The sequence below is a fragment of the Brevibacillus sp. MER 51 genome (assembly GCF_023714195.1).
Classification (GTDB): Bacteria; Bacillota; Bacilli; order Brevibacillales; family Brevibacillaceae; genus Brevibacillus.
In genome coordinates this window covers 290,836-312,580 of the sequence record NZ_JAMAUS010000003.1, presented here as the reverse complement: position 1 = coordinate 312,580, position 21,745 = coordinate 290,836, and the positions used below count along the sequence as shown (strand labels likewise).

20 protein-coding genes and 1 pseudogene are annotated in these 21,745 nt (G+C 46.6%); 1 reads left to right on the top strand and 20 read right to left on the bottom strand.

Features of this window, described 5'->3' with window-relative positions:
- Nucleotides 1-6: 6 nt before the first annotated feature.
- The 13 genes from M3630_RS08620 to M3630_RS08560 form a co-directional block, all read right to left on the bottom strand.
- The gene (locus M3630_RS08620; protein ID WP_173609567.1) at nt 7-924 is read right to left on the bottom strand and encodes an ABC transporter permease; all 918 of its coding nucleotides are present in this window, start codon (nt 922-924) and stop codon (nt 7-9) included.
- A 6-nt stretch (nt 925-930) separates the two neighbouring features.
- On the bottom strand, nt 931-1,863 hold the full coding sequence (locus tag M3630_RS08615) for an ABC transporter permease (RefSeq protein WP_173609568.1): 933 nt from the start codon (nt 1,861-1,863) through the stop codon (nt 931-933).
- Between the two features lie 249 nt (nt 1,864-2,112).
- Nucleotides 2,113-3,762, bottom strand: coding sequence for a peptide ABC transporter substrate-binding protein (locus M3630_RS08610; RefSeq protein WP_251251835.1), 1,650 nt, complete (start codon nt 3,760-3,762; stop codon nt 2,113-2,115).
- A 114-nt stretch (nt 3,763-3,876) separates the two neighbouring features.
- On the bottom strand, nt 3,877-4,347 hold the full coding sequence (locus tag M3630_RS08605; RefSeq protein WP_012686077.1) for an Lrp/AsnC family transcriptional regulator: 471 nt from the start codon (nt 4,345-4,347) through the stop codon (nt 3,877-3,879).
- Between the two features lie 330 nt (nt 4,348-4,677).
- Nucleotides 4,678-5,985 (bottom strand): pyrimidine-nucleoside phosphorylase, encoded by a 1,308-nt coding sequence (locus tag M3630_RS08600; RefSeq protein WP_173609570.1) that lies wholly within the window; start codon nt 5,983-5,985, stop codon nt 4,678-4,680.
- 24 nt (nt 5,986-6,009) lie between these two features.
- Nucleotides 6,010-6,819 (bottom strand): purine-nucleoside phosphorylase, encoded by an 810-nt coding sequence (locus tag M3630_RS08595; protein ID WP_056492641.1) that lies wholly within the window; start codon nt 6,817-6,819, stop codon nt 6,010-6,012.
- A 60-nt stretch (nt 6,820-6,879) separates the two neighbouring features.
- Complete coding sequence (gene deoB / locus M3630_RS08590) at nt 6,880-8,052, bottom strand: phosphopentomutase (RefSeq protein WP_251251834.1); 1,173 nt, start codon at nt 8,050-8,052, stop codon at nt 6,880-6,882.
- A gap of 118 nt (nt 8,053-8,170) precedes the next feature.
- On the bottom strand, nt 8,171-9,058 hold the full coding sequence (xerD, locus tag M3630_RS08585) for a site-specific tyrosine recombinase XerD (protein ID WP_173609572.1): 888 nt from the start codon (nt 9,056-9,058) through the stop codon (nt 8,171-8,173).
- Between the two features lie 94 nt (nt 9,059-9,152).
- Nucleotides 9,153-9,392 (bottom strand): YqzK family protein, encoded by a 240-nt coding sequence (locus tag M3630_RS08580; RefSeq protein ID WP_173609573.1) that lies wholly within the window; start codon nt 9,390-9,392, stop codon nt 9,153-9,155.
- Between the two features lie 154 nt (nt 9,393-9,546).
- A complete protein-coding gene (gene fur, locus M3630_RS08575) occupies nt 9,547-10,011 on the bottom strand; it encodes a ferric iron uptake transcriptional regulator (RefSeq protein ID WP_007720739.1) in 465 nt (154 codons plus the stop codon).
- Nucleotides 10,012-10,105: 94 nt separating this feature from the next.
- Nucleotides 10,106-10,732: a stage II sporulation protein M gene (spoIIM, locus tag M3630_RS08570; protein WP_173609574.1), complete on the bottom strand. Its 627-nt coding sequence runs from the start codon at nt 10,730-10,732 to the stop codon at nt 10,106-10,108.
- Between the two features lie 67 nt (nt 10,733-10,799).
- Nucleotides 10,800-11,972: an endonuclease Q family protein gene (locus M3630_RS08565; RefSeq protein ID WP_251251833.1), complete on the bottom strand. Its 1,173-nt coding sequence runs from the start codon at nt 11,970-11,972 to the stop codon at nt 10,800-10,802.
- A 4-nt stretch (nt 11,973-11,976) separates the two neighbouring features.
- Nucleotides 11,977-12,534 carry an NUDIX domain-containing protein gene (locus M3630_RS08560; RefSeq protein WP_483298458.1) on the bottom strand — a complete coding sequence of 186 codons (558 nt, stop codon included), beginning with the start codon at nt 12,532-12,534 and terminating at the stop codon, nt 11,977-11,979.
- 105 nt (nt 12,535-12,639) lie between these two features.
- On the opposite strand from M3630_RS08560, the pseudogene mciZ reads away from it, so the two are divergent.
- A pseudogene (gene mciZ / locus M3630_RS31145) lies at nt 12,640-12,693 on the top strand (Z-ring formation inhibitor MciZ); the annotation flags it as partial.
- A gap of 1 nt (nt 12,694) precedes the next feature.
- On the opposite strand, the gene M3630_RS08555 reads toward mciZ, so the two are convergent.
- From M3630_RS08555 to M3630_RS08525, 7 genes are all read right to left on the bottom strand, one after another.
- Nucleotides 12,695-13,894 (bottom strand): DUF3866 family protein, encoded by a 1,200-nt coding sequence (locus M3630_RS08555; protein WP_251251832.1) that lies wholly within the window; start codon nt 13,892-13,894, stop codon nt 12,695-12,697.
- Between the two features lie 145 nt (nt 13,895-14,039).
- Nucleotides 14,040-15,161 (bottom strand): M20/M25/M40 family metallo-hydrolase, encoded by a 1,122-nt coding sequence (locus tag M3630_RS08550; RefSeq protein ID WP_251251831.1) that lies wholly within the window; start codon nt 15,159-15,161, stop codon nt 14,040-14,042.
- 91 nt (nt 15,162-15,252) lie between these two features.
- Nucleotides 15,253-15,669 (bottom strand): methylmalonyl-CoA epimerase, encoded by a 417-nt coding sequence (gene mce, locus M3630_RS08545; RefSeq protein ID WP_142065105.1) that lies wholly within the window; start codon nt 15,667-15,669, stop codon nt 15,253-15,255.
- A gap of 328 nt (nt 15,670-15,997) precedes the next feature.
- On the bottom strand, nt 15,998-18,148 hold the full coding sequence (locus tag M3630_RS08540) for a copper amine oxidase N-terminal domain-containing protein (RefSeq protein ID WP_251251830.1): 2,151 nt from the start codon (nt 18,146-18,148) through the stop codon (nt 15,998-16,000).
- A 240-nt stretch (nt 18,149-18,388) separates the two neighbouring features.
- Complete coding sequence (locus M3630_RS08535) at nt 18,389-19,726, bottom strand: dihydrolipoamide acetyltransferase family protein (RefSeq protein WP_255688409.1); 1,338 nt, start codon at nt 19,724-19,726, stop codon at nt 18,389-18,391.
- 20 nt (nt 19,727-19,746) lie between these two features.
- Entirely contained in the window at nt 19,747-20,730 is a 984-nt protein-coding gene (locus M3630_RS08530; protein ID WP_173609579.1) for an alpha-ketoacid dehydrogenase subunit beta, read from the bottom strand.
- A gap of 14 nt (nt 20,731-20,744) precedes the next feature.
- Entirely contained in the window at nt 20,745-21,737 is a 993-nt protein-coding gene (locus M3630_RS08525; RefSeq protein ID WP_173609580.1) for a thiamine pyrophosphate-dependent dehydrogenase E1 component subunit alpha, read from the bottom strand.
- Nucleotides 21,738-21,745: the final 8 nt, after the last annotated feature.

Sequence of the window (21,745 nt, the reverse complement as noted above, 5' to 3'; positions counted from 1 at the left end):
TCCCTCCTATTTACGCAGGCGTGGGTCTACTGCATCGCGCAGACCGTCACCGAACAAGTTAAATGCCAAGATGGTCACGGAAATGAAGATTGCCGGGAATGTCAAACGCCATGGATAGTACTTCATGGCCGGCAAGCCCTCATTGGACATCGTTCCCCACGATGCAATCGGTGCCGAAACCCCTAGTCCGATAAAGGACAAGAAGGATTCTGCGAAAATCGCGGACGGTACAGTCAAGCTCAGCGTTACGATGATTGGACCCAAAGCATTAGGAATCAAGTGTTTGAAGATCAGACGGTTGGCGTCAGCACCAAGGGAGCGTGCAGCCAGTACAAATTCTTGGTTTTTCAATTGAAGGATCTGACCACGCACAATCCGGGCCATACCGATCCATCCCGTTATCGTCAAGGCAATAATAATCGTTCCGACACCAGGCTCTAACACTACCATCAACAAAATAACAACCAGCAGGTAAGGAATCGCAAACAGGATGTCCGCGATACGCATCATCATTTCATCTACTCTACCGCCATAGAAACCTGCGATACCACCCCAGATCACACCAATGATCAGGTCAATGAACGCTGCCGCAAGACCTACTTGCAGAGAGATGCGTGCACCGTACCAAATACGCTCAAATACGTCACGACCTAGGTCATCTGTGCCAAACCAGTGTTCAGCAGACGGCTTTTTGTTCTTGCCAGCCAGATCCGTCGTAAAATAATCTTGTGGAGTTAGCCATGGGACCACAATGGCACATACGATCAACGCAGCAATGAAGATCATAGAAATCATTGCGACTTTATTCATTTTCAAACGACGCCAAACGTCAGACCAAAAAGAGAGACTTGGGCGCTTAATTGCTTCAGCTTGACGAAGGTCAACGGAAATTGGCTCGAAATGTTCTTTAGTCAAGTTTTGCACGTGTCATTACTCCTTTCCTGCGTCCGAAAGTTTGATCCGTGGATCTACCAAGGTGTATGCGATGTCAACAATCAGAATCATCACAACCAGGATAATGGAGTAGAACACGGTCGTACCCATGATTACTGTATAGTCACGGTTTGTAATAGACAAAACGAATTCGCGACCAAGACCAGGAACACCGAAAATACGTTCAATAACGAATGCACCTGTCAAAATACCAGCAATCAGTGGACCCAGGTAAGTAACAACTGGCAAGAGCGCATTACGGATAGCGTGTTTTACTGTAATAGTAAAAGTGTGCAACCCTTTTGCTTTTGCTGTTTTAATGTAATCTTGACCCATAACTTCAATCATATTGGAACGCGTCAAACGCGCGATAAATGCCATCGGTGATGCGGCGAGTGCCAATGATGGAAGGATGGTGTATTCGAATCCTTCCCATTTCGCGATTGGAAACCAGCCCAAATTAATAGCGAAAATGTATTGGTAAAAGGACGCCAAAATAAAACTTGGTACCGATAATCCCAAAACGGCGATAACCATTGCAGAATAGTCTTGCCATCTATTGTGGTTTAACGCTGCGATAACCCCTAACGTAATTCCACCAAAGATAGCGAGCAATAAAGCTTGTGCTCCCAAGTGAGCAGAAACAGGGAAACCACGATTAATCATGTCGTTAACATTCGAAGATTTCTCCGTAAACGACGGACCGAGATCCCATGTGACTACACCTTTCAAATATTCAAAGTATTGTTCATGCAACGGCAGGTTCAGCTTGTACTTTGCCTCTAGTGCTGCCTTAATTTCCGGCGGGACCTGCTTCTCGGATGTAAATGGACCACCTGGTACTGCTTTCATGATGAAGAAGGTGGCCGTTACAATTAAGAAGAGCGAGATGAGCATAAAAATGATGCGCTTACCGAGATAACGGATCAACTAACTTACCCCCTTGGTAGATTTTTGATTGCTTTCACGTCCCATGTTTACACTGCGGAACGCTGCCGACACAGTGTAAAAATCGGCTGTGTAAATAACCCTTAGATCTCTTGCAGTAAAGCTTCTCTCTCTATTTTCTCTTTGCTGGCAATCATGCCAGCTGAAATTTATGGGAAGGGCTTGCATAGCAGAGGGTATATGTGCAACCATATACCCTCTGCTGCAAATCCCGTTTCCTTCGTTATGAAATTACTCGATGTATGCGCCTTTCCAATCCACGTCACCCAGACCCGTTTGGTGAACACCTTTCACCTCTGGTTTCTGAACCCAAGATTGTGTGTACCAGTAAATTGGCATGATTGGCATTTCATCCATCAGGATTTGCTCGGCATCTGCCAAAATTTTCTTACGTTTCTCGAGGTCGGATTCCTTTGCAGATTGGTTCAACAACTCTTTATATTTTGCATTTTCCCAACGCGTATCGTTGTTCCCACCCATTTTATCTTTGAAGAGTTCTAGGAAGTTGATTGGGTCATTGAAGTCACCCAGCCAACCCATCCGTCCAATCTGGAATTTCCCCTCATGCATATCTTCGAGGTAAACTTTCCATTCTTTATTCTCGAGTTTCACTTCTACGCCGAGATTTTTCTTCCATTGGTCTTGGATGGCCTCCGCAATCTTCTTGTGAGCCTCAGATGTATTGTAGGACAAGACAATCGGTGGAAGCTTGCTCATACCAGCTTCTTTCAGTCCCTCTTCCAAGAGCTTTTTCGCATTTTCTACATCATTGTCTTTGAAATAGCCATTTGGATTCAGCACCATGGATGGAGGAACAGCGCCAATTGCCGGGATTTGACCCGTTTGGAGAATGTTGTCGATCAAGGCTTGTCGATCGATCGAGTAGGCAAATGCTTTCCTTACTTTTATGTTATTAAATGGCGGCTTTTCGGTATTGAACTTGTACCAGTACGTACCCGCGATTGGATTGGTTTGAATTTTTCCTTTCTCTTTCAATGCAGGAATCGCATCTGTTGGCAAAGCGCTCATAGGTGCGCCAGCCCAATCGATTTCGCCATTTTCGAACATGGAGAGCTCTGTATTTTCGTCTTCTACCATGGAGAATTCGATTTTCTCAAGCTTTACATTGTCTTTATCCCAGTAATTTTCGTTCTTCACGAGCACCATCTTGCTCTTGTGCTCCCAAGATTCGATTTTGAAAGGTCCATTCCCGACGTGCGAACTTGCTTCGCCTGCCCACTTCGGATTTGCTTCAATTACTTTTTTGTTAACTGGGAAGTAGGTACGGAATGCGAGCAGTTCCAGGAAGTAAGGAGTCGGATTCTCCAGCTTCACTTCCAGCGTCTTATCGTCTAGTGCCTTCACGCCTACTTCATCAAGCTTTGCTTCGCCCTTGTTTGCTTTTTCGCCATTCTTCACGTAGTACAGCTGATATGCGTAGTTGGAAGCTGTTTTTGGATCGAGAGCACGCTTCCAAGCATACTCAAAGTCATGTGCTGTTACTGGGTCACCATTGCTCCATTTCGCATCTCTGATTTTAAATGTGTAAGTGAGTTTATCATCAGAGACGGTGTAGCTCTCAGCGGCAGCTTCATGCGGCTTATCGTCAGTTCCAATGCGGGTCAAACCATCAAAGGTTGCCAAGATAATCGCGCCTGAAGTCGTGTCCTCTGCGAGCCCAGGATCAGTTGTAGGTGGCTCCGAGTGCAGGTTCATCTTTAAAACTTGTGGCTTCTTCTCAGCAGCTGGTGTTGCAGGCTGTGAAGGTGCTGGTGTACCTCCTGCCGGTGGAGTGGCAGTTTGTTGTCCTCCTCCGCACCCTGCCAGGGCGGTTCCGAAAACAGCAATCGAGCTCACAAGTGCAAACACATTCTTTTTCAACGCAATAACCCCCAGTACGTTTTTCTTTTTTGTCTTTTTTCTGAAAATAAAGGACGAAAAAAAATGAAAACTACACGAAGCTGCTTGACTTCGGCTGGAAGGCATCAACCCCTTTCATTGCAGGGTCACCTCGTCGTCTTGAACGAAAGAGAAGGTGTCTTTGTACTGCTTCAGTTCCAGTGAAACGTCCGCAGCTGCTATGCCTTCAATTTGAGAGAGTCGTTCATTGACAAAGGTGATCAGCTCATCATTACTATGGAAACACGCTTGGATGATCAAGTCGTGCTTACCGCTATAAGCGCCTACAAAGCGTACTGCAGAAAATTTGCTCAATTTCTCTGCCACTTCTTTCTGCAAACCTAGCTTTGTGGTTAACCCGATGATAGCCTGCACATGTAATCCTAATTTCTCTGGATCGGGTTGTATTACGAATTGGAATACTCCGTCTTGCAAAAGTCGAGTGATGCGCGATCGAATCGTTCCTTCGCTCACGCCTAGTTGATGGGCGATTTCTGTATATGGGATACGCCCATCTTCATGGAGGATTTGCAGAATCTGTCTATCGACATGGTCCAGCTTTTTCATAAATACGATTTTCTGGGAACCTCCATCATTTTTTTACGAATTTCGCAATAATCTTTTACAAACAGTCTAATACAATAAAAGTAATCGGAAATGATAGCGGTGTCAACGAAATTTGACAAGTAGAATAATAAAACTTTATAAAGTCAATCCGAACAGTAAAATATATTTTATATAACAAAAAACGAGTTATATCTTTCTATTGAATATGAAAAACTAGATTTAATCAACAATATTTTTTCGAGAAACTGTATTTTTACTCATAAAACAAGGCGTGCTCAAGTGCTGTGCACGCCTTATTTTATTTGATTGATCAACTAGTACCTGGACATTCTATACTTCGATAATTTTATAAATCAACGGTTGTTCTCCATCGATTGCTGTCGAAATTTGGAAGGCGCCTTCCATTTCTTTCAGCGCATTTTGCAAAAGATGATCTTCGTTGGCATGGATGGTGGCCAAAACTTCTCCAGCCTTCACCTGATCCCCGCGTTTTTTGTGCAGGACAAGACCTACTGCCAAGTCAATTGGCATTTCTTTTGTCAATCTGCCAGCACCCAAGACAACAGAAGCATGACCGATCGCTTCCGCATCAATCGCGCTTACAAAGCCGTCCTGCTCGGCTGTTACCGTATGAATGATCTTTGCTTGCGGCAGACGAGACAAATCATAGACGTCCTGCTTATTGCCGCCTTGGGCCTCTACCATTTCCGCCAGTTTATCCACTGCTTTTCCGGAAGCCATCAGGTCTTCAAGCTTCTTGCGCCCTTCTTCCACATCAGTAACAAGGCCACCCATAACAAGCATGCGCGAACCAATAGCCAATACCAGCTCGGTCAAATCGCGTGGCCCTTTACCTGCAAGTGTCTCCACCGCTTCTTTCACTTCCAGTGCATTGCCCACAGCAAAGCCAAGCGGCTGGTTCATATCGCTGATAACCGCCACCGTTTTACGTCCTACTTGGCTGCCGATTGCAACCATCGCATTTGCTAATGTTTCTGCCTCTTCAATGCTTTTCATGAAAGCGCCCTTCCCTACTTTTACATCAAGCAGGATGGCATCTGCCCCAGCAGCAATCTTCTTGGACATAATGGAGCTTGCAATCAACGGCACAGCCTCTACAGTAGCTGTCACGTCACGCAGAGCATACAGCTTCTTATCTGCAGGTGTCAGGTTGCCGGACTGCCCGATTACAGACACGCCAATATCACGCACCTGCTGCAAAAATTGCTCCCGTGTGCGTTCTACTTCAAAACCTGCGAAGGATTCCAGCTTGTCAATGGTGCCTCCTGAGTATCCAAGGCCTCTTCCAGACATTTTTGCCACAGGAATACCTGCTGCCGCTACCAATGGCGCAACTACAAGAGTAGTCTTGTCCCCTACTCCGCCTGTACTGTGCTTGTCTACTTTAATTCCTTGCAGAGAAGACAGGTCAAGCTGTTCGCCTGACCCTGCCATTGCCAAGGTTAGATCTCCCGTCTCTCTCGCAGTCATGCCACGGAAAAAGACTGCCATTGCCCACGCGGACATTTGGTAGTCAGGAATACTTCCATCTGTATAGCCTGTCACCAGAAATTGAATCTCTTCTGTTGTCAGTTCTCCGCCATCACGTTTTTTGGCGATCATATCGACCATACGCATTGTTAATCCCTCCGAATCCGTTACTTACATTTTGGCTACGATACCGTTCACCAGAGCCAGGAATTGCGATTTTACCTTCTCTGTTGTTTCCATAACTTCATCATGGGACAGAGGTTGCTCCAAAATACCTGCAGCCATGTTGCTAATGCACGAAATACCGAGCACCTTCACACCCATGTGTCGTGCCACGATTACTTCTGGTACGGTTGACATCCCTACAGCATCCCCGCCCAACAGACGAAGCATACGGATTTCAGCAGGAGTTTCATAGGTTGGTCCTAGTAGACCTGCGTATACACCTTCACGAAGCTGGATTCCTTGCTCGGACGCAACTTCATGGGCGAGCTTGCGGAGCTGTTTGGAATAAGCCTCAGACATATCCGGGAAACGCGCTCCCAATTGTTCATCGTTTGCACCAATCAACGGATTGCGGAACGTCATGTTGATGTGATCGGAAATCAGCATGAGGTCGCCTGGATTGTAGCCTTCGTTAATTCCGCCAGCCGCATTGGTCACAATAATCGTTTCTACGCCGAGCAACTTCATGACACGGATTGGGAAAACAACGGCATCCAGACCATGTCCCTCATAAAAGTGGAAACGACCTTGCATCGCAACGACTTGTTTGCCTTGCAGCTTACCAATCACGAGTTGTCCTTTGTGCCCAACAACAGTGGACACTGTGAATCCAGGAATTTCATGATAAGGTATGATCACTGGATTTTCGATTTCATCTGCCAATACACCCAGCCCTGATCCAAGCACGAGACCAATGGTTGGTTTTTCTGTCAATTTCGGTTCGATATATGCTACTGCATCATGGAAATTTGCCAATTTAACTCTCTCCTTTTTTGTGTTTCTTCTATTATATAAATATTTATTTTTACTTTACCTTTATAAATGATTAAGGAAGCTCTTCCCAATTGTCGGAGCAGTCACCCCAAAATTGTCTGCGATGGTCGCACCCAAGTCCGCAAATGTTTCGCGGATGCCCAAATGTTGTCCAGCTTGAATACCCTTGTGATAGACAAGCAACGGAACGTATTCTCTGGTATGGTCGCTGCCATGATGTACTGGATCGTTTCCGTGGTCTGCCGTGATTACCAACAAATCATTTTCTTGTAGCGCTTCCAAAAGCTCTGGAATACGAGCGTCGAACTCCATCAATGCCTGACCATACCCTTCTGGATCACGGCGATGACCGAACTTCGCATCGAAGTCCACAAGATTGACAAAGGAAAGGCCCGTAAACGATTGTTTCATCGTACCCAGAATTTGATCCACACCATCCATGTTATCTTTGGTACGGATAGATTGAGTAACGCCTTCTTCCGCGTAAATGTCGCTGATTTTGCCAATGGCAATAGAAGCAAGGCCAGCATCTTGCAAACGATTCATGACTGTCGGAGCAAATGGCTTCACGGAATAATCGTGACGATTTGCTGTACGGCTAAAATTGCCTGGCTGTCCAACAAATGGACGCGCAATGACACGAGTTACGGCGAACTCATCACGAAGCGTCAACTCACGAGCTACCTCGCAAATATGGTACAGCTCTTCAAGCGGAACAATCTCTTCGTGTGCTGCCACCTGAAATACACTGTCCGCAGATGTATAGACAATCACTGCACCCGTATTCATATGCTCTTCGCCAAGCTCGTCGAGAATGTCTGTCCCAGAAGCGACTTTGTTCCCGAGTACCTTACGACCGATACGTTGCTCAAATTCCGAGATTAGCTCTTGAGGAAATCCGTCTGGATACGTGTTAAACGGAGTGGACACATGCAGACCCATGATTTCCCAATGGCCCGTCGTCGTATCTTTCCCCATAGAAACTTCCTGCATTTTTCCATAATGGGCCATAGGAGTTGCAACTGGCGCAACGTTTTGGAGTGGTGCTATATTTCCCAAACCCAATTTTTGCAAGTTGGGCAATGAAAATCCCGCAACTCGTTCCGCAATATGGCCTAAGGTGTTCGCTCCTGCATCATTGAACTTAGGCGCATCAGGTTGTTCGCCAATCCCTACGCTGTCCATTACGATCAAAAAAACTCGTGAATACTGCATCTTAACGCCTCCTGTTTACCAGTCATTCATTTCTCCCATCAAGTCGTCAGACGTCTGACCTGATTCAGAAAATTTTTCTCCGCCCGACAATCAGGCGGAGACGATCGTTTTTTCGTACTCATGCTCGCGGATGCGTCTTGGCATAGATGTCCTTAATCCGCGTTCTGGTCACATGTGTGTAAATCTGGGTGGTTGAAATATCAGCATGCCCAAGCATCTCTTGAACAGAGCGCAAATCGGCTCCATTTTCCAGTAAGTGAGTGGCAAAAGAGTGGCGAAGCGTATGGGGTGTAATCTCAGCACGGATGTTTGATTTTTGGGCATATCGTTTAATAATTTTCCAAAAACCTTGCCGTGTAATTTGTTTGCCCAAGTGATTCAGAAATAATGCAGTATCGCCAGTTCCTTTTACCAGCTTGGGGCGCCCTGCCTGCAAATAGTGGCGAACCATTTGAATGGCAACCGAGCCTAACGGAATGATTCGCTCTTTTGATCCTTTTCCCAAGCATTTGACAAAGCCCATATCCAGATTCACATCAGCACTATCCAGATTGACTAACTCCGAGACACGAATGCCTGTCGCGTATAAAAGCTCAAGCATCGCTTTGTCCCGCAGCCCGGCAGGATGATTGACAGGAGGACTTTCCAAAAGACGTTCCACTTCCTCAACAGAGAGCACTTTGGGTAAGCGTTTCTCGATCTTCGGTGTTTCTAGATGAATGGATGGATCTTTGTCTATGTATTTATCCCGAATGAGAAACTGATAAAACGCTCGTATCGATGCCATATTGCGAGAAAGCGTTGCTGTAGCACGTCCTTTTTCCCGTAAAACAAGCAAGTACCCAATGATGTGCGTCCGAGTAGAATCCTCTATTCGAGCGACACCTTGCTCTTGTAAATACGAGGTAAAGGCCACCATATCCCGTTGATAGGATTCCAGGGTATTTCTCGCTAACCCTTTCTCCACAGTCAGGAAATGAATAAACTGATCAATCAGACTGTCCATGAAGCTGTCCCCTTCAGCTGATAAGTATCTTGTATTGCTTTCCACAAAGAAAAAGAAACTCCTGCTTCTCCAGATAAAAAACACAAACTAGCATTTACTCTCCCGTTAAAAAAAAGAGCTGAAGTCGTGCGACATATCCGTCAAAATCCTGTGCCTGAGAGGTATTGATGACTTTTACTACCTTCACCGCATTTCCATGTGGTTCATGATAAGGGTTTGCCGGGAGAAATTTGTCCGCCAGCAAGGTAATGATGCCGTAGGAGAGCAAGGTACAAGTAATGAATAGAAGCAAGAAACGCAGACCCTCCATCACGCGACGATAAGAGACTTTCATCCGTAAGCCTCCTTACAGACTTTCTTTCATCTATATGCACTTATCCCTTGCTCCATGCGATTCATCCTCTCTTAGGATTCCACAGGAATAGGTCTGCCATTACAAAAGCTCCCAGGAAAAAAGAAAAACTTCTCCGTTCCCAGAGAAGTCGACTTTATTTGAAGTCCTCCACGTTCACTTTATCTACACAACGATTGCAGATCCCGTAGAAGGTCAATCGGTGGTCGGTAATATAAAAGTTGTAAACATTCTTGACTTTTTCTTCTGCTGTGACAAGCAGATCTTCAAAAATTTCATCCACCGTACCACAATTGAGGCAAATAAGGTGATGATGGTGATAGGCAGCATTATCATCACGGAGATCGTAACGAGCTACGCCATCGCCAAAATTCATTTTATGAAGGATCTTTAGTTCGCTCAACAGCTCTAATGTCCTGTATACGGTAGCAAGCCCGATTTCCGGTGCTTTATCCTTCACCAGCAAGTAAACATCTTCCGCACTCAAGTGATCTTCTTCATTCTCCAACAACACGCGAACAGTGGCTTCACGCTGTGGTGTCAGCTTGTAGTTCTGTGAATGCAACTGCTGCTTAATTTTCTCTAATTTTTCTTCCAACATTAATGCCCCTCCCCGCTCGCATGAAACCTGTTCCTATTATAGTAGAGGGGCATCGAATAAGTCAAATGCATAAGTTCTTACCTGAGAATTATTCTTAATTAAGTACAAGCTGCATCAGTCTAGGGGAAATGAAGGTTTCAAACAAGGCTGCAATCGTCAATACCGCCAGCATGCTAAGCACGAGGACGGTATAGCCCATAAAGTGCGGCATGATAACATCTCTTTTGCTCAGCACTCTCGTACGTATGAGTCGAAGTGAAAACGATATTCCGCTGACGCCTACAATAAAAAGGGCAGGGACGACTAATAAATTTTGTGGGAGAACACCCACCATGGCAAATGTTACGCCTTGCCATTGGAGCTGGCTCACCAAAAAACCGACGGTGAAACCGACCACGACTCCTTTTAAGAAGAGCATCAACAAAATCATCGGCAACCCAATGATGGATAACCCTAGTACCCACATGATTGCAGTGGTCTTGGCATAATGACCAAATGCCTGCTGAAAATGGGCACTGGTCTCAGGGATTCCATCACTGCCAAGACTGTTGAAAAAATATTGCAGAAAACCGTATAGCTCCTGCTTCTGTGACAATGGCAGTGAATTGACGAGGACGGCTCCGAAAATAATGCCCATCGTAAACAGGACGATCGTGAACCAGTAGAGTGACTGATGTTCTCTCGCATAGGATTGGATGGTTTGTCCGACTCGTGAACGCACGCTTCGTCGCCTCCCGCTTGGCTGATTACTGTACAGCTTATGCGGACGATTTCCCCCCTATGACAATCTACATCGGGACGATCTTTCCGTAGGTACCGGCGCCGCCCTTTTGGACAGAGAGTTTTCCCTCTCGTGCTTGTACGATAAGTGAAGCGATTTTCTCTCCAACAACATGGGAGAGCTCTTCTTCATTCACGCGATGCAGCACGTTCATCTGTGTACCAAACGACCGATACAGCTTGTCCAATAATTTGGGACCAATTCCCGGAATGAATTCCAACGGGATTTGCTCGATATAAGGAGGACGAAACGCCGGATGCTGGCCGGCCTCTACATCCGCTAGCTGATCAATGCGCGCTGCAACCCCTCGCACAATTCGTTGGAAGCCGCATTCCGGACATTTGCCTGAGGCATCCGCCGCGAGTAGAGACTGACAACCTTGGCACGCCGTCTGGTGATACTTGCCTAGCTCAGGATGCAGACCGTAATTCACATGAACCCCTCTTCCACCGACGCGCTTGATCGCTTTCACCCACTCTGCGAAGGAACGCTCTTGCATATACATCGCTTGATATTCCCGACCGATCTTCGCCAGAGAATGGGCATCTGAGTTCGTAAGAAAGGTTTTGTCATGTAGCTCGGATATGCGGTCCGCCATATTGGTATTCGCACTCAAGCCCAGCTCAACCGCATAGATGAGCGAAGGATCAAGCACTTCAGCCATCGAATCCGTACAGCTCCCGTACAACCCTTTATGCGGTGTAAAAATATGTGCCGGAATCAAAAGACCCTGTAATTGCTGGACACAAGCTTGCAATTCCTTAAGTGATGTGTAGATACGCTGAGAGCTCAATTGAACATTTTTGCAGCGTTCTGACAGCCATGCGGTAAATCGCTTCATTTCTTGCAGCTTCGGCAGATAAACGAGAAAGTGAGCTGCACCGCGTTCTGGCTCTTTGATTTCCACTTCGCACCCCAAGATTAACAACGTATCTTTGTAGGAAATTCCTCCATGCTCCTGTTCAGTCGCTAATCCCTTTTCCAACAGATCAACCAGCTCATCCTGAACCTCAGGCGAATGTGCATCGATTATCCCGATGACATCCATCCCTTTTTTATCGGAGGCCTCCTCCAAAATTTTGGTGAGAGTCATTTGGCGTGAAGCCGTTATTTTCACAGGTTTACCTGTCCACGTACCGCCGATGTGAATATGCATGTCGCAAAAATAGGTAGGAAGCATGGGTCTATCCACGCTCACGCAGCATTTTGTTTTCCCACGCAAACAATGCCACAACCGTCTTGGCATCTCGAATTTCTCCACTTTGATGCAGGGCATGCGCTTCTTCCAGTGTCACTTCCAGCACATCAACGAACTCATCCTCGTCCGGCTTGCTCTCTCCTTTTTTCAAACCAGTGGCTATAAAAACATGTAAAATTTCATCTGCAAAGCCCGGCGATGTGTAAAAAGAGCTAAGCGGTGTGTACTGACTCGCAACGTAACCCGTCTCTTCCTCCAGCTCACGCATTGCACATGCAAGCGGCTCTTCCCCTCGCTCCAGTTTTCCTGCTGGAATCTCCACGATCGTACGCTCCAACGGCTTGCGGAACTGTCGAACCACCACCATTTTGTTATCATCAGTGATCGGCAATACGGCAACCGCCCCTTGATGATTTACGATTTCTCGCTTGGCTGTGTTGCCATTGGGCAGAAGAACTTCATCTACCTTAACCTTGATAATTCTCCCGTCATAAATCGGCTGACTCGAAATGGTTTTTTCATATAAGTGATCATATTTATTCACGGTCATCATCATCCTTTTTCCATGAAGTCGTTCTAAATCGTCGATTCCCTCCATAAGTTGGGAGCATAGAGCTTGTCCACCTTATTGTATCGGAGGAGATCATGAATGAAAACATATGTTAGCGAAAAGCAATTGCGTATGGTCGGGAAAGCTTGGCAGATCAAGGCCGCACTTCGTTCCTGGTCAAATAAAGACCTAACCCTTCAAGAGTACTTGATGAGGCGGGCGAATGCGGAGCGTCGTTAACGGTTTGGACGATGTACCCCAGACTGTTTCCTACAAAATCGGCTGCCATCCATGCCGTTTGAAAAGGCGCAGGATCCTCTTGCCAATTCCGCCCCATTGTAGAAAAGGACAAGCCATACCCCTTTTCCAGTGATGCCAACTCTGACAGATCTGGGACTTTTCCCTTTATAAAAATATGCTTCCCCGCACCTTCTAATGTTTTCATTTGCCGTGAAAGGATTTCATCTCTTTCATCTCCGAAAATCGGGATTGTAACCAGAACAGGACAGAGAGTAAACCTGTTTACGATCGATATAGTATGGTGACTGATGCAGTAATGTCTGGCACGATGATCCCCAAAGCTGATTCTGGGAATAAAAAAGGGTGTTCCACCAAGAGTGGATACAGCATGAATGACTTCAGCCAACTGAACTCCCGAGAAACCATAAGATGTACCCGTACCTGCTACCCCAGGTCCCAACATGCATATAATAATATCGGCTTGTTCTACATGGCGTGCAGCCAATAAGCCACTATGAATCGTCAACGACTCACGATCACCGCCCCACGCATGACCTGTCGTCACTGTAGCAGCCAAGCTACCGGTTGCTTTTAATTGTTGGACGTGCTGGCTCAAGGCAATCGGCAAGGATGCGCCATCTGGCATGACATATACGATACGGACATTTGGATTTTTTTTACGCAAAGCAAGGACAGCAACAGGTAGAAGACTGTGCAGCTCGCCGATCAAAACAGGGGTACCTTCCAAGGACAAGTCTTCTTGCACAAACAAATCGTGGTACGGGCTGGCCTGTTCTTCTACAGAATCAACCGCGAGCTGCCAAGGTGAATAGCGCATTTTCATGACATGGCCCCACTCATTCGGAAGGACATCGGTTTCCTCAGGTTGGTTTACCTTTCCTACAACAAAGTGATACCCGCCTGTTCCCAATTCAAGGTGAACAGCGGTTGTATTGATCAAAAGTAAATCGCCACTTTTATAATCCTCCTGCAAAAAAGACAGTACTCTCTGCAGTTTGCATCCAGCAACTGACTCTGTCCGGACTTCGAGTATCTGCATACCCGCTTGCTTCTCCAGAACTTTTTGGACCGTCCCCACCGCCAAACGAAGCACTCAGCCTCCCCCTTTCATGCCTGCCTCGTCCCCGAGCTTTCTATTCAGTCTATGATGAACAGTGGTTGTCTCAATCATGCAAAACCAGATAGCAAGCGAATAAAAAAGCCGGAACCCCTCGCAAGGAGATTCCGACTTCTTTTGGTTACTCTTGTACTTCTGCAATAACAGCAAGCACCAGCTCAGCCGCTTTGTTCAGTTCAGCGATTGGCATGCGCTCATTTTTTGTATGGATTTCTTCATAGCCAATGGCAAAGTTTACGCTTGGTACGTTGTAGCCGTTAAATACATTACCGTCGCTTCCGCCGCCGCTCGCAACCAGTTCAGGATTGCGGTCTACACGTTTAACCGCTGCAATCGCTTTTTGTACAACTGGCGTTTCTTCGTTGAACTTGTAGCCATGGTACATAAAGATAACCTCATTTTCGCAAGTCGCACCCATCTCGGCTGCCACTTCTTCAAATGCTGTCGTCATTTTCTTCACTTGAGCTTCCAGCTTGTCCATTACCAAGCTGCGAGCCTCAGACCAAATTTCCACATAATCTGTTACGATATTGTACGCTTTTCCGCCTTCAAAACGACCGATGTTCGCAGTTGTGTCCGCATCGATACGGCCCAGTGGCATACGGGAAATTGCTTTACTAGCCACCGATATAGCACTGATGCCATCCTCTGGATTCACACCTGCATGCGCTGCTTTGCCGTGGATTTTGGTTACGATGCGGTATTGGCCAGCACCAGCTACTGTAATTTTTCCAACTGGACCTTCCGAATCAAGGATGAAGCCCATTTCTGCTTTCAGCAGGCTGGAATCCATTGCACGGGAGCCTACAAGTCCGGACTCTTCTCCTACCGTCAATACGACTTGGATCGTAGGATGTAGCAGGTTTTGCTCTTTCATGCTGCGAATGCCTTCAAAAATCGCTGCTATTCCTGCTTTGTCATCCGCACCGAGGATCGTTGTTCCATCAGAATAAATGTAGCCATCGCGAATCTGAGGCTTGATTCCGTTTCCTGGCACAACCGTATCCATATGGCTGCTAAACAGGATGGTTGGACCTTTTCCAGTGCCCTCCAACGTTGCGATCAGATTGTTGGCACCATGTCCGGTTTTCGCTGCTGCGTCATCCTCTTCTACGGTAAAGCCCATCTCAATCAGTTTTTCTTTGAGCACCTTGTTGATCTCTGCTTCGTTCTTCGTTTCACTGTCAATCTGGACGAGCTCTAAAAATTCATTTAACAAACGCTCTTGGTTGATCGTACTCACACTCGTTACCTCCTGATCGTACTGCCCGATTTTGGTACATATTCACAAGTTCCAGTATACCGCAAAAAAATTTTTTCTACTACGTAAACGCCTATGATTCTTTCGGATATTGGCAGAGCTCATACAACACGCCATTCGCAGCCTTCGGATGCAAAAATCCAATCAACGCATCGTGCGCACCCGCTTTGGGGACCTCGTGGATTAGAGGTACACCTTGTTCTTTTAATGTAACTAGCCGACCCGCAACATCATCTACATCAAACGCAATGTGGTGAATGCCTTCTCCGCGTTTTTCCATAAACTTTGCTATCGGACTTTCATCACTCAACGGCTCTAGTAATTCAATATGACTTTCCCCGATCTTTAAAAATGCCACTTGTACTTGTTCGCTCTCTACGATTTCGGTTCCAACCAACTCCAATCCCAATTGCTCGGTATAAAAGGGAAGCGTCTTTTCCAAGCTTTTTACCGCAATGCCGATATGGGCAATTTTTTTCGGTGCGCTCACGAATCATCATCCTTTTGTAAGTGGTTGTCTCATTGGCTACATTTCGGTACAATTTCAACATGGGCGAAAAAAGAAAGCCAATGATATCCTTTTCTTCATTCTAGCACAGCCACTTACAGAATCACCTGATAATTTCCTCTGCCTTGAAAGGAGGTTTGATTAGAATGAGACACCAATCGCTTTTTGCCAAAATCCTGATCGGCATTCTAATACTTTCACTCATCGTTCCCACGTTTTTTTACTTTCAATAAACGAGTGATGATTCACAATGAAAACCCCTTTCCGACCAAAAAGCGGAAAGGGGTTTTTCGTTTGTCCCAGCTAATTTTTATTTGTATACGTATACGCTGGAAGTTTTCGCATCCCAGCCTACTTTGTAACCAAGATTATCCGTTACTGTACGGATCGGAATCATTGGCATGCCGTTTTTGAGGACAACAGGTGCAGGCAGTTGAATATCTGTTTTCCCTACTTTTGCTGTTTTCGATCCAACTGTAAACTTCACGACTTTGGTTCCACTGATAACAGCAACACTTGTATTGTTCCATTGCGTAGTCAGTGCCAGCGCTTCTTTAAAGAATTGGGCTGGAACCATAGTCGTATTTCCATCAATGTATGGAGCTGCAGACAGAGGATACGTTTTGCCATGCAGGGTGAAGTTTGCCGTATTTACTTTAAAGGAAGCCGAGTTCGCTGGAATAGCAGTCGATGGTTGTTGCGGCTGTTGTGGTGTTGGCGTTGCAGGCTTTGGTTGAGCCGGGGAAGGCATTCCTACTCCAACAATACGAGAAAACAACAAACCTCTTTCTTCGGAAGTAAATACGCTAATGCTATATGTGTTTTTCACAGCAGGATTTACGATGTTCGCTGCTGGATTGATCACGATATTAGCGTTTGTTGCCGCAGGAATATCCTGAGACGGATAAATCAGAACGTTTTGTCCACGAACTGCAACGAAATTCGCACCTACACCATTCACAGAGATGTTAGCTGGTGCGATATAAGCCGGTACCTTGTAGCCTACCGGGAATACGATCTCGATGAAATCACGCTGCTTTTGCAGACCAACACCCAATCCTTTGATTGCTACATTTACACCTGTCTGCTTGCCAAGTGCATTTTGTGTCAATGCGATAGTTGCAGTGCTATTGTTAATACCTGTATTTGGTACAGGTACTGGATTTGTTGGGTTAGTTGGGTTAGTTGGCGTCGGGTTCACCGAAGAACCACCGATGCTGAAGGATTTGGATTCCAAAGTTCTTCCGGAAACAGTAGCCTTCAACGTGTAGTTGCCAGCCGTTTTTGGATTCGAAATCCACGCTCCGTAAGTAACTTCAACCTTCACTTTGCTAGTCGCTTTGAAGCCGGTTGGTGCAACCAGGGCGACTCTGTTCCCTACTGCAGTTGCTTTTTTCGCTGATTTCCCATTGAGCAAAAAGTCTGATGCTGTCAAAATGCCCGGTACCATATCAGAGGACGGGAACTCAAGAATCAATTCTCCATCTTCTTTCAGCTCTTTGCTGCCGAAGTCAGCATCAAACGTGTAGCTAGTGCGAGCCCCCGCACCTGGATCAGACAGATTAACCGTAAAGCTGTCGGAAGCGCTGCTTGAGCCGGAGCCGTTTTTCGTAATTTCAAATTCATCTGACTCATATGTCGTACCGTCGTATTTCACTTTGAAAACATATTTGTCACCGGAACTAGGATTCTCAATGCCAGCAGATTTGTCAAATTCCAACGTAATGTAATCATCTGAGTCTGCTCCACTTGGAATCTTGATATCTACCGAGCTACCACTGATGCTGACGGATTTCGCTTTCGTACCGTTTACCGTTACATCGTCTTCATCAATGCTCGAAGGCAACATGCCTTTCTCCGGGAAAGTGACGGTAATCGTGGAGTTCGTCTCCAGCTCATCGCTACCTTTCAGAGAAATTTTGCCGAGTTTGAGGCTTACTTTTTCGCCCGCTGCTTTGCTGCTCAGCGTAACGCTGTAATCGTTTTTGGACTTGCTACTGCTGCTGGAGCTGCTTTTTTTGATCTCAACTTCGTCTGTGTCAGAGCTCTCATTTTCGGTTTCTACACTTACGTCATATGTACCCTTGTCATCGGGGTTTGTGATTCCCTTTTTAATGGTAAACGAGATTTTATCCCCTTCATCAAAATCCTCATCCACCGTGATGGTCACTTCATTGTCATCCACTTCTACCCTTTTCACATCTATACCGGAAATATCTTTCTTACTGATACTATCATCCACATCGAAATCATCGTCGAAATCAACCGTGATGGTATCTCCACTCGCCAGGTCTTCTTCTAGCGTGAATTTAATATCATACTCACTTTCTTTCCCGGCACCATCGTTATCAGCTGATACATCCAACTTTTCAATTGCATATGCTTGCGGTACTGCAACAAAAGGTGTAGCGGCGAGCGCTGATGCCAGCACTATTGGTAGTGCTTTTTTACTTTTCTCCATGTTTTTCCTCCCATATTTACCCTTAATCTGGAAAACCCTCTAGCAGGACGCTACCAGTCTACCACAAATGCTATCAGGTGGGAATGATTTCTATGTCATTTATGAGACTTACTGGCTCCAACTGTTATGACGAAGATGTCTCGGAAAAAGTTACATGCGTAATGATCCATTTGGAAAATTTTTTTGGCGATTCTTTTATCAAAAAAACCAGGTCTTTACTTGACCTGGTTTTTCGACACCCTAGTACAACTTGGTATCCGGTCCTACATTTTCAAGCTTTTGTTTCACACTTTGCAGGAATCGCCCGCATATCAGACCGTCCAGCACGCGATGATCCAAGGACATGCACAGATTGACCATAGAACGCACTGCGATCATATCGTTAATGACGACAGGGCGCTTCACAATGGACTCGACACTAAGAATCGCAGCTTGCGGAGCATTGATAATCGGCTGGGACAAAACAGAGCCGAAGGAGCCTGTATTGTTAACCGTAAAGGTCCCGCCTGTCATATCATCCATCGTCAATTTCCCTGCACGGGTCCGCGCTGCCAGATCATCGACTGCCTTAGCAATGCCAAGAATTGATTTTTGGTCAGCATGCTTGATGACAGGAACATAGAGAGCATCTTCCGTAGCTACTGCGATGGAGATGTTGATGTCCTTTTTCACAATGATTTTGTCATGTGCCCATGTGGAATTGATCATTGGGTACTCTTTCAACGCTTCTACAACCGCTTTGATAAAGAACGGCAGGAACGTGAGGTTGAGCCCTTCTTTTTTCGCAAATTCACCTTTTGCCTGATTGCGGAAGTTAACGAGATTGGTCACATCTACTTCGACCATCGTCCAAGCGTGTGGAGCTTCATGCTTGCTCTGCACCATCCGGTTTGCAATCGTACGACGAATGGAGGTTACAGGTACAACTTGATCACCGCTTGCAACCGGAATATCTACGGAAACAGCAGGAGTAGAAGCTGGCGCTACCGGTGCGGGTGTTGAAACGACAGTAGTTTGTTCGACCGCTGCTACGGGTGCCTGCGCGACCGTTTCCTTTCCTGTCTCGGCTGGCTTTTGACCGCCCGCGTCGATAATCGCTTGGACATCTTTACGGGTAATGCGCCCGCCTGCTCCAGTCCCTGCAACGCGGGACAAGTCAATGCCATGTTGCTGGGAGAGCATGACAACAGCAGGTGAATAACGTTGTTTTGATCCATCGACGACTGGTGCTTGTTCAATGGATACAGCCGGCGTAGCTGCCTTTGGCTGCTCGGTTACAGGCGCTTGGGGAGCCGTAGTTTCCGTCGTGCTAGCAGGCGCTGCAGTTCCACCTTCCGCACCACTTTCTTCTATATATAGGATCAATGTGCCGACAGCGACTGTCTCACCTTCTGGCACGACGATCTCAGTAACGCGTCCAGAAACGGTAGAAGGAACCTCTGCGTTTACTTTATCCGTCGTCACTTCAGCCAGCGAATCGTATTTCTTGACCGTGTCGCCTACATTGACCAACCATTTGCTGATGGTGCCCTCGGTCACGCTCTCTCCGAGCTGGGGCATAAGTACTTTCGTTGCCATGATCCTTGGTCCTCCTCGCCTTAAAAGTTGGCCAGCTCGCGCATTGCTTCCAATACTTTTTCCGGGTTCAGCATAAAGTATTTTTCCATTGGCGGGCTGTATGGCATCGCTGGTACATCCGGACCACAAAGACGTTTAATCGGTGCATCCAAATCGAACAAGCAATGCTCCGCTATAATGGCAGCTACCTCACCGCCAACGCCGCCTTCTTTGTTGTCCTCGTGTACGATCAATACTTTGCCTGTCTTCGAAGCCGCTTCAACAATCGCTTCTTTGTCCAACGGATACAGTGTGCGCAAATCGAGAACATGCGCGCTGATGCCTTCTTGAGCGAGCTTTTCCGCAGCTTGCAGTGCGAAGTGGAGAGTCAAACCGTAGGAGATGACTGTGATGTCTGTCCCCTCTCGCTTGACGTCCGCTTTGCCAATCGGCAGTACATAGTCATCCTCAGGCACTTCGCCCTTGATCAAGCGATAGCAACGCTTGTGCTCGAAAAAGAGCACCGGATCTTCATCGCGGATAGCTGCTTTCAGAAGACCTTTAGCATCATAAGGTGTCGAAGGTGCTACTACTTTCAAGCCAGGAGTGTTGGTGAACATCGCTTCCACAGATTGCGAGTGGTACAATGCACCGTGAACCCCTCCGCCGAAAGGAGCACGAATCGTGATCGGGCAATGCCAGTCGTTGTTCGAACGATAGCGCATTTTCGCCGCCTCACTGACAATTTGGTTCACAGCTGGCATGATGAAGTCCGCAAACTGAATCTCTGCGATTGGACGCATACCGTAAGCTGCCGCACCAATCCCTACACCGACAATTGCGGATTCAGCCAGTGGCGTATCAATCACGCGTTCCTCGCCAAACTCTTCAATCAATCCGTTTGTCGCACGGAAAACTCCACCACGAACGCCAACGTCTTCTCCTAGAATGAACACATTGGAATCGCGACGCATTTCTTCACGCATCGCCATTGTAATTGCATCAATAAAAGAAATGACTGCCATAAAAGATCCCCCCCTTATTCCCCGTATACGTACGTCATTGTCGATTCTGGCGTAGGATATGGCGCGTTTTCTGCATATTCAGTGGCTTCATCCACTTCCAGTTGTACGCGAGCAAGCATATCTGCTTCCTTGTGTTCGTCCAAGAGCCCGATCTCTCTTAAATACGTAGCGAAAACAATCAATGGGTCCTTTTTCTTCGCTTCTTCCACTTCTTCTCTCGTACGATACACACGATCGTCATCGTCACTGGAGTGCGGAACAAGGCGGTACATAACGGCTTCGATCAGCGTCGGACCTTGACCACTGCGAGCACGTTCAACCGCTTCTTTCATGACACGATATACTTCAATCGGATCGTTTCCGTCCACACTGACTCCCGGAAAGCCATAACCGATCGCACGGTCTGCTACACTTTCACAAGCCAACTGCTTTTTCAGTGGTACAGAGATCGCGTATTTATTGTTTTCGCAGAAAAAGATAACCGGGAGCTTGTGGACACCCGCAAAGTTCGCACCTTCGTGGAAGTCACCCTGGTTGCTGGATCCTTCACCGAACGATGCATACACAACAAAATCTTTTTGCTTCATTCTACCTGCCAAAGCCATACCGACTGCGTGTGGCACTTGGGTAGTCACAGGGCTTGAGCCAGTCAAAATATTGTACTTCTTGCCACCGAAGTGACCTGGCATCTGTCTTCCTCCGCTATTCGGATCTTCTGCTTTCGCAAAAGCGGACAGCATGCAATCACGGGCTGTTTGGCCAAAGACCAGCACCAAACCAAGATCGCGATAGTACGGGCACAAGAAATCTCTGTCTTTTTCCATCGCAAAAGCGGCTCCCACCTGAGCTGCTTCCTGACCCTGGCAGGAAATCACAAACGGTACTTTGCCCGCACGATTCAACAGCCATTGGCGCTCGTCAATTTTTCTGGCCAATAGCATGTAATAATACATGTCAAGGACTTGTGCATCGGTTAATCCCACTTGCTCATGTCGCTTGGTTGTCATCGTTACAT

What these genes read in the sequence shown, in the direction of transcription:
- M3630_RS08605 (WP_012686077.1), bottom strand. Translation starts at nt 4,347, where the DNA reads ATGAAAAAGCTGGACCATGTCGATAGACAGATTCTGCAAATCCTCCAT.
- M3630_RS08600 (WP_173609570.1), bottom strand. Translation starts at nt 5,985, where the DNA reads ATGCGTATGGTCGATATGATCGCCAAAAAACGTGATGGCGGAGAACTG.
- deoB (WP_251251834.1), bottom strand. Translation starts at nt 8,052, where the DNA reads ATGCAGTATTCACGAGTTTTTTTGATCGTAATGGACAGCGTAGGGATT.
- xerD (WP_173609572.1), bottom strand. Translation starts at nt 9,058, where the DNA reads ATGGACAGTCTGATTGATCAGTTTATTCATTTCCTGACTGTGGAGAAA.
- M3630_RS08580 (WP_173609573.1), bottom strand. Translation starts at nt 9,392, where the DNA reads ATGAAAGTCTCTTATCGTCGCGTGATGGAGGGTCTGCGTTTCTTGCTT.
- fur (WP_007720739.1), bottom strand. Translation starts at nt 10,011, where the DNA reads ATGTTGGAAGAAAAATTAGAGAAAATTAAGCAGCAGTTGCATTCACAG.
- M3630_RS08565 (WP_251251833.1), bottom strand. Translation starts at nt 11,972, where the DNA reads ATGCTTCCTACCTATTTTTGCGACATGCATATTCACATCGGCGGTACG.
- M3630_RS08540 (WP_251251830.1), bottom strand. Translation starts at nt 18,148, where the DNA reads ATGGAGAAAAGTAAAAAAGCACTACCAATAGTGCTGGCATCAGCGCTC.
- M3630_RS08535 (WP_255688409.1), bottom strand. Translation starts at nt 19,726, where the DNA reads ATGGCAACGAAAGTACTTATGCCCCAGCTCGGAGAGAGCGTGACCGAG.
- M3630_RS08530 (WP_173609579.1), bottom strand. Translation starts at nt 20,730, where the DNA reads ATGGCAGTCATTTCTTTTATTGATGCAATTACAATGGCGATGCGTGAA.
- M3630_RS08525 (WP_173609580.1), bottom strand. Translation starts at nt 21,737, where the DNA reads ATGACAACCAAGCGACATGAGCAAGTGGGATTAACCGATGCACAAGTC.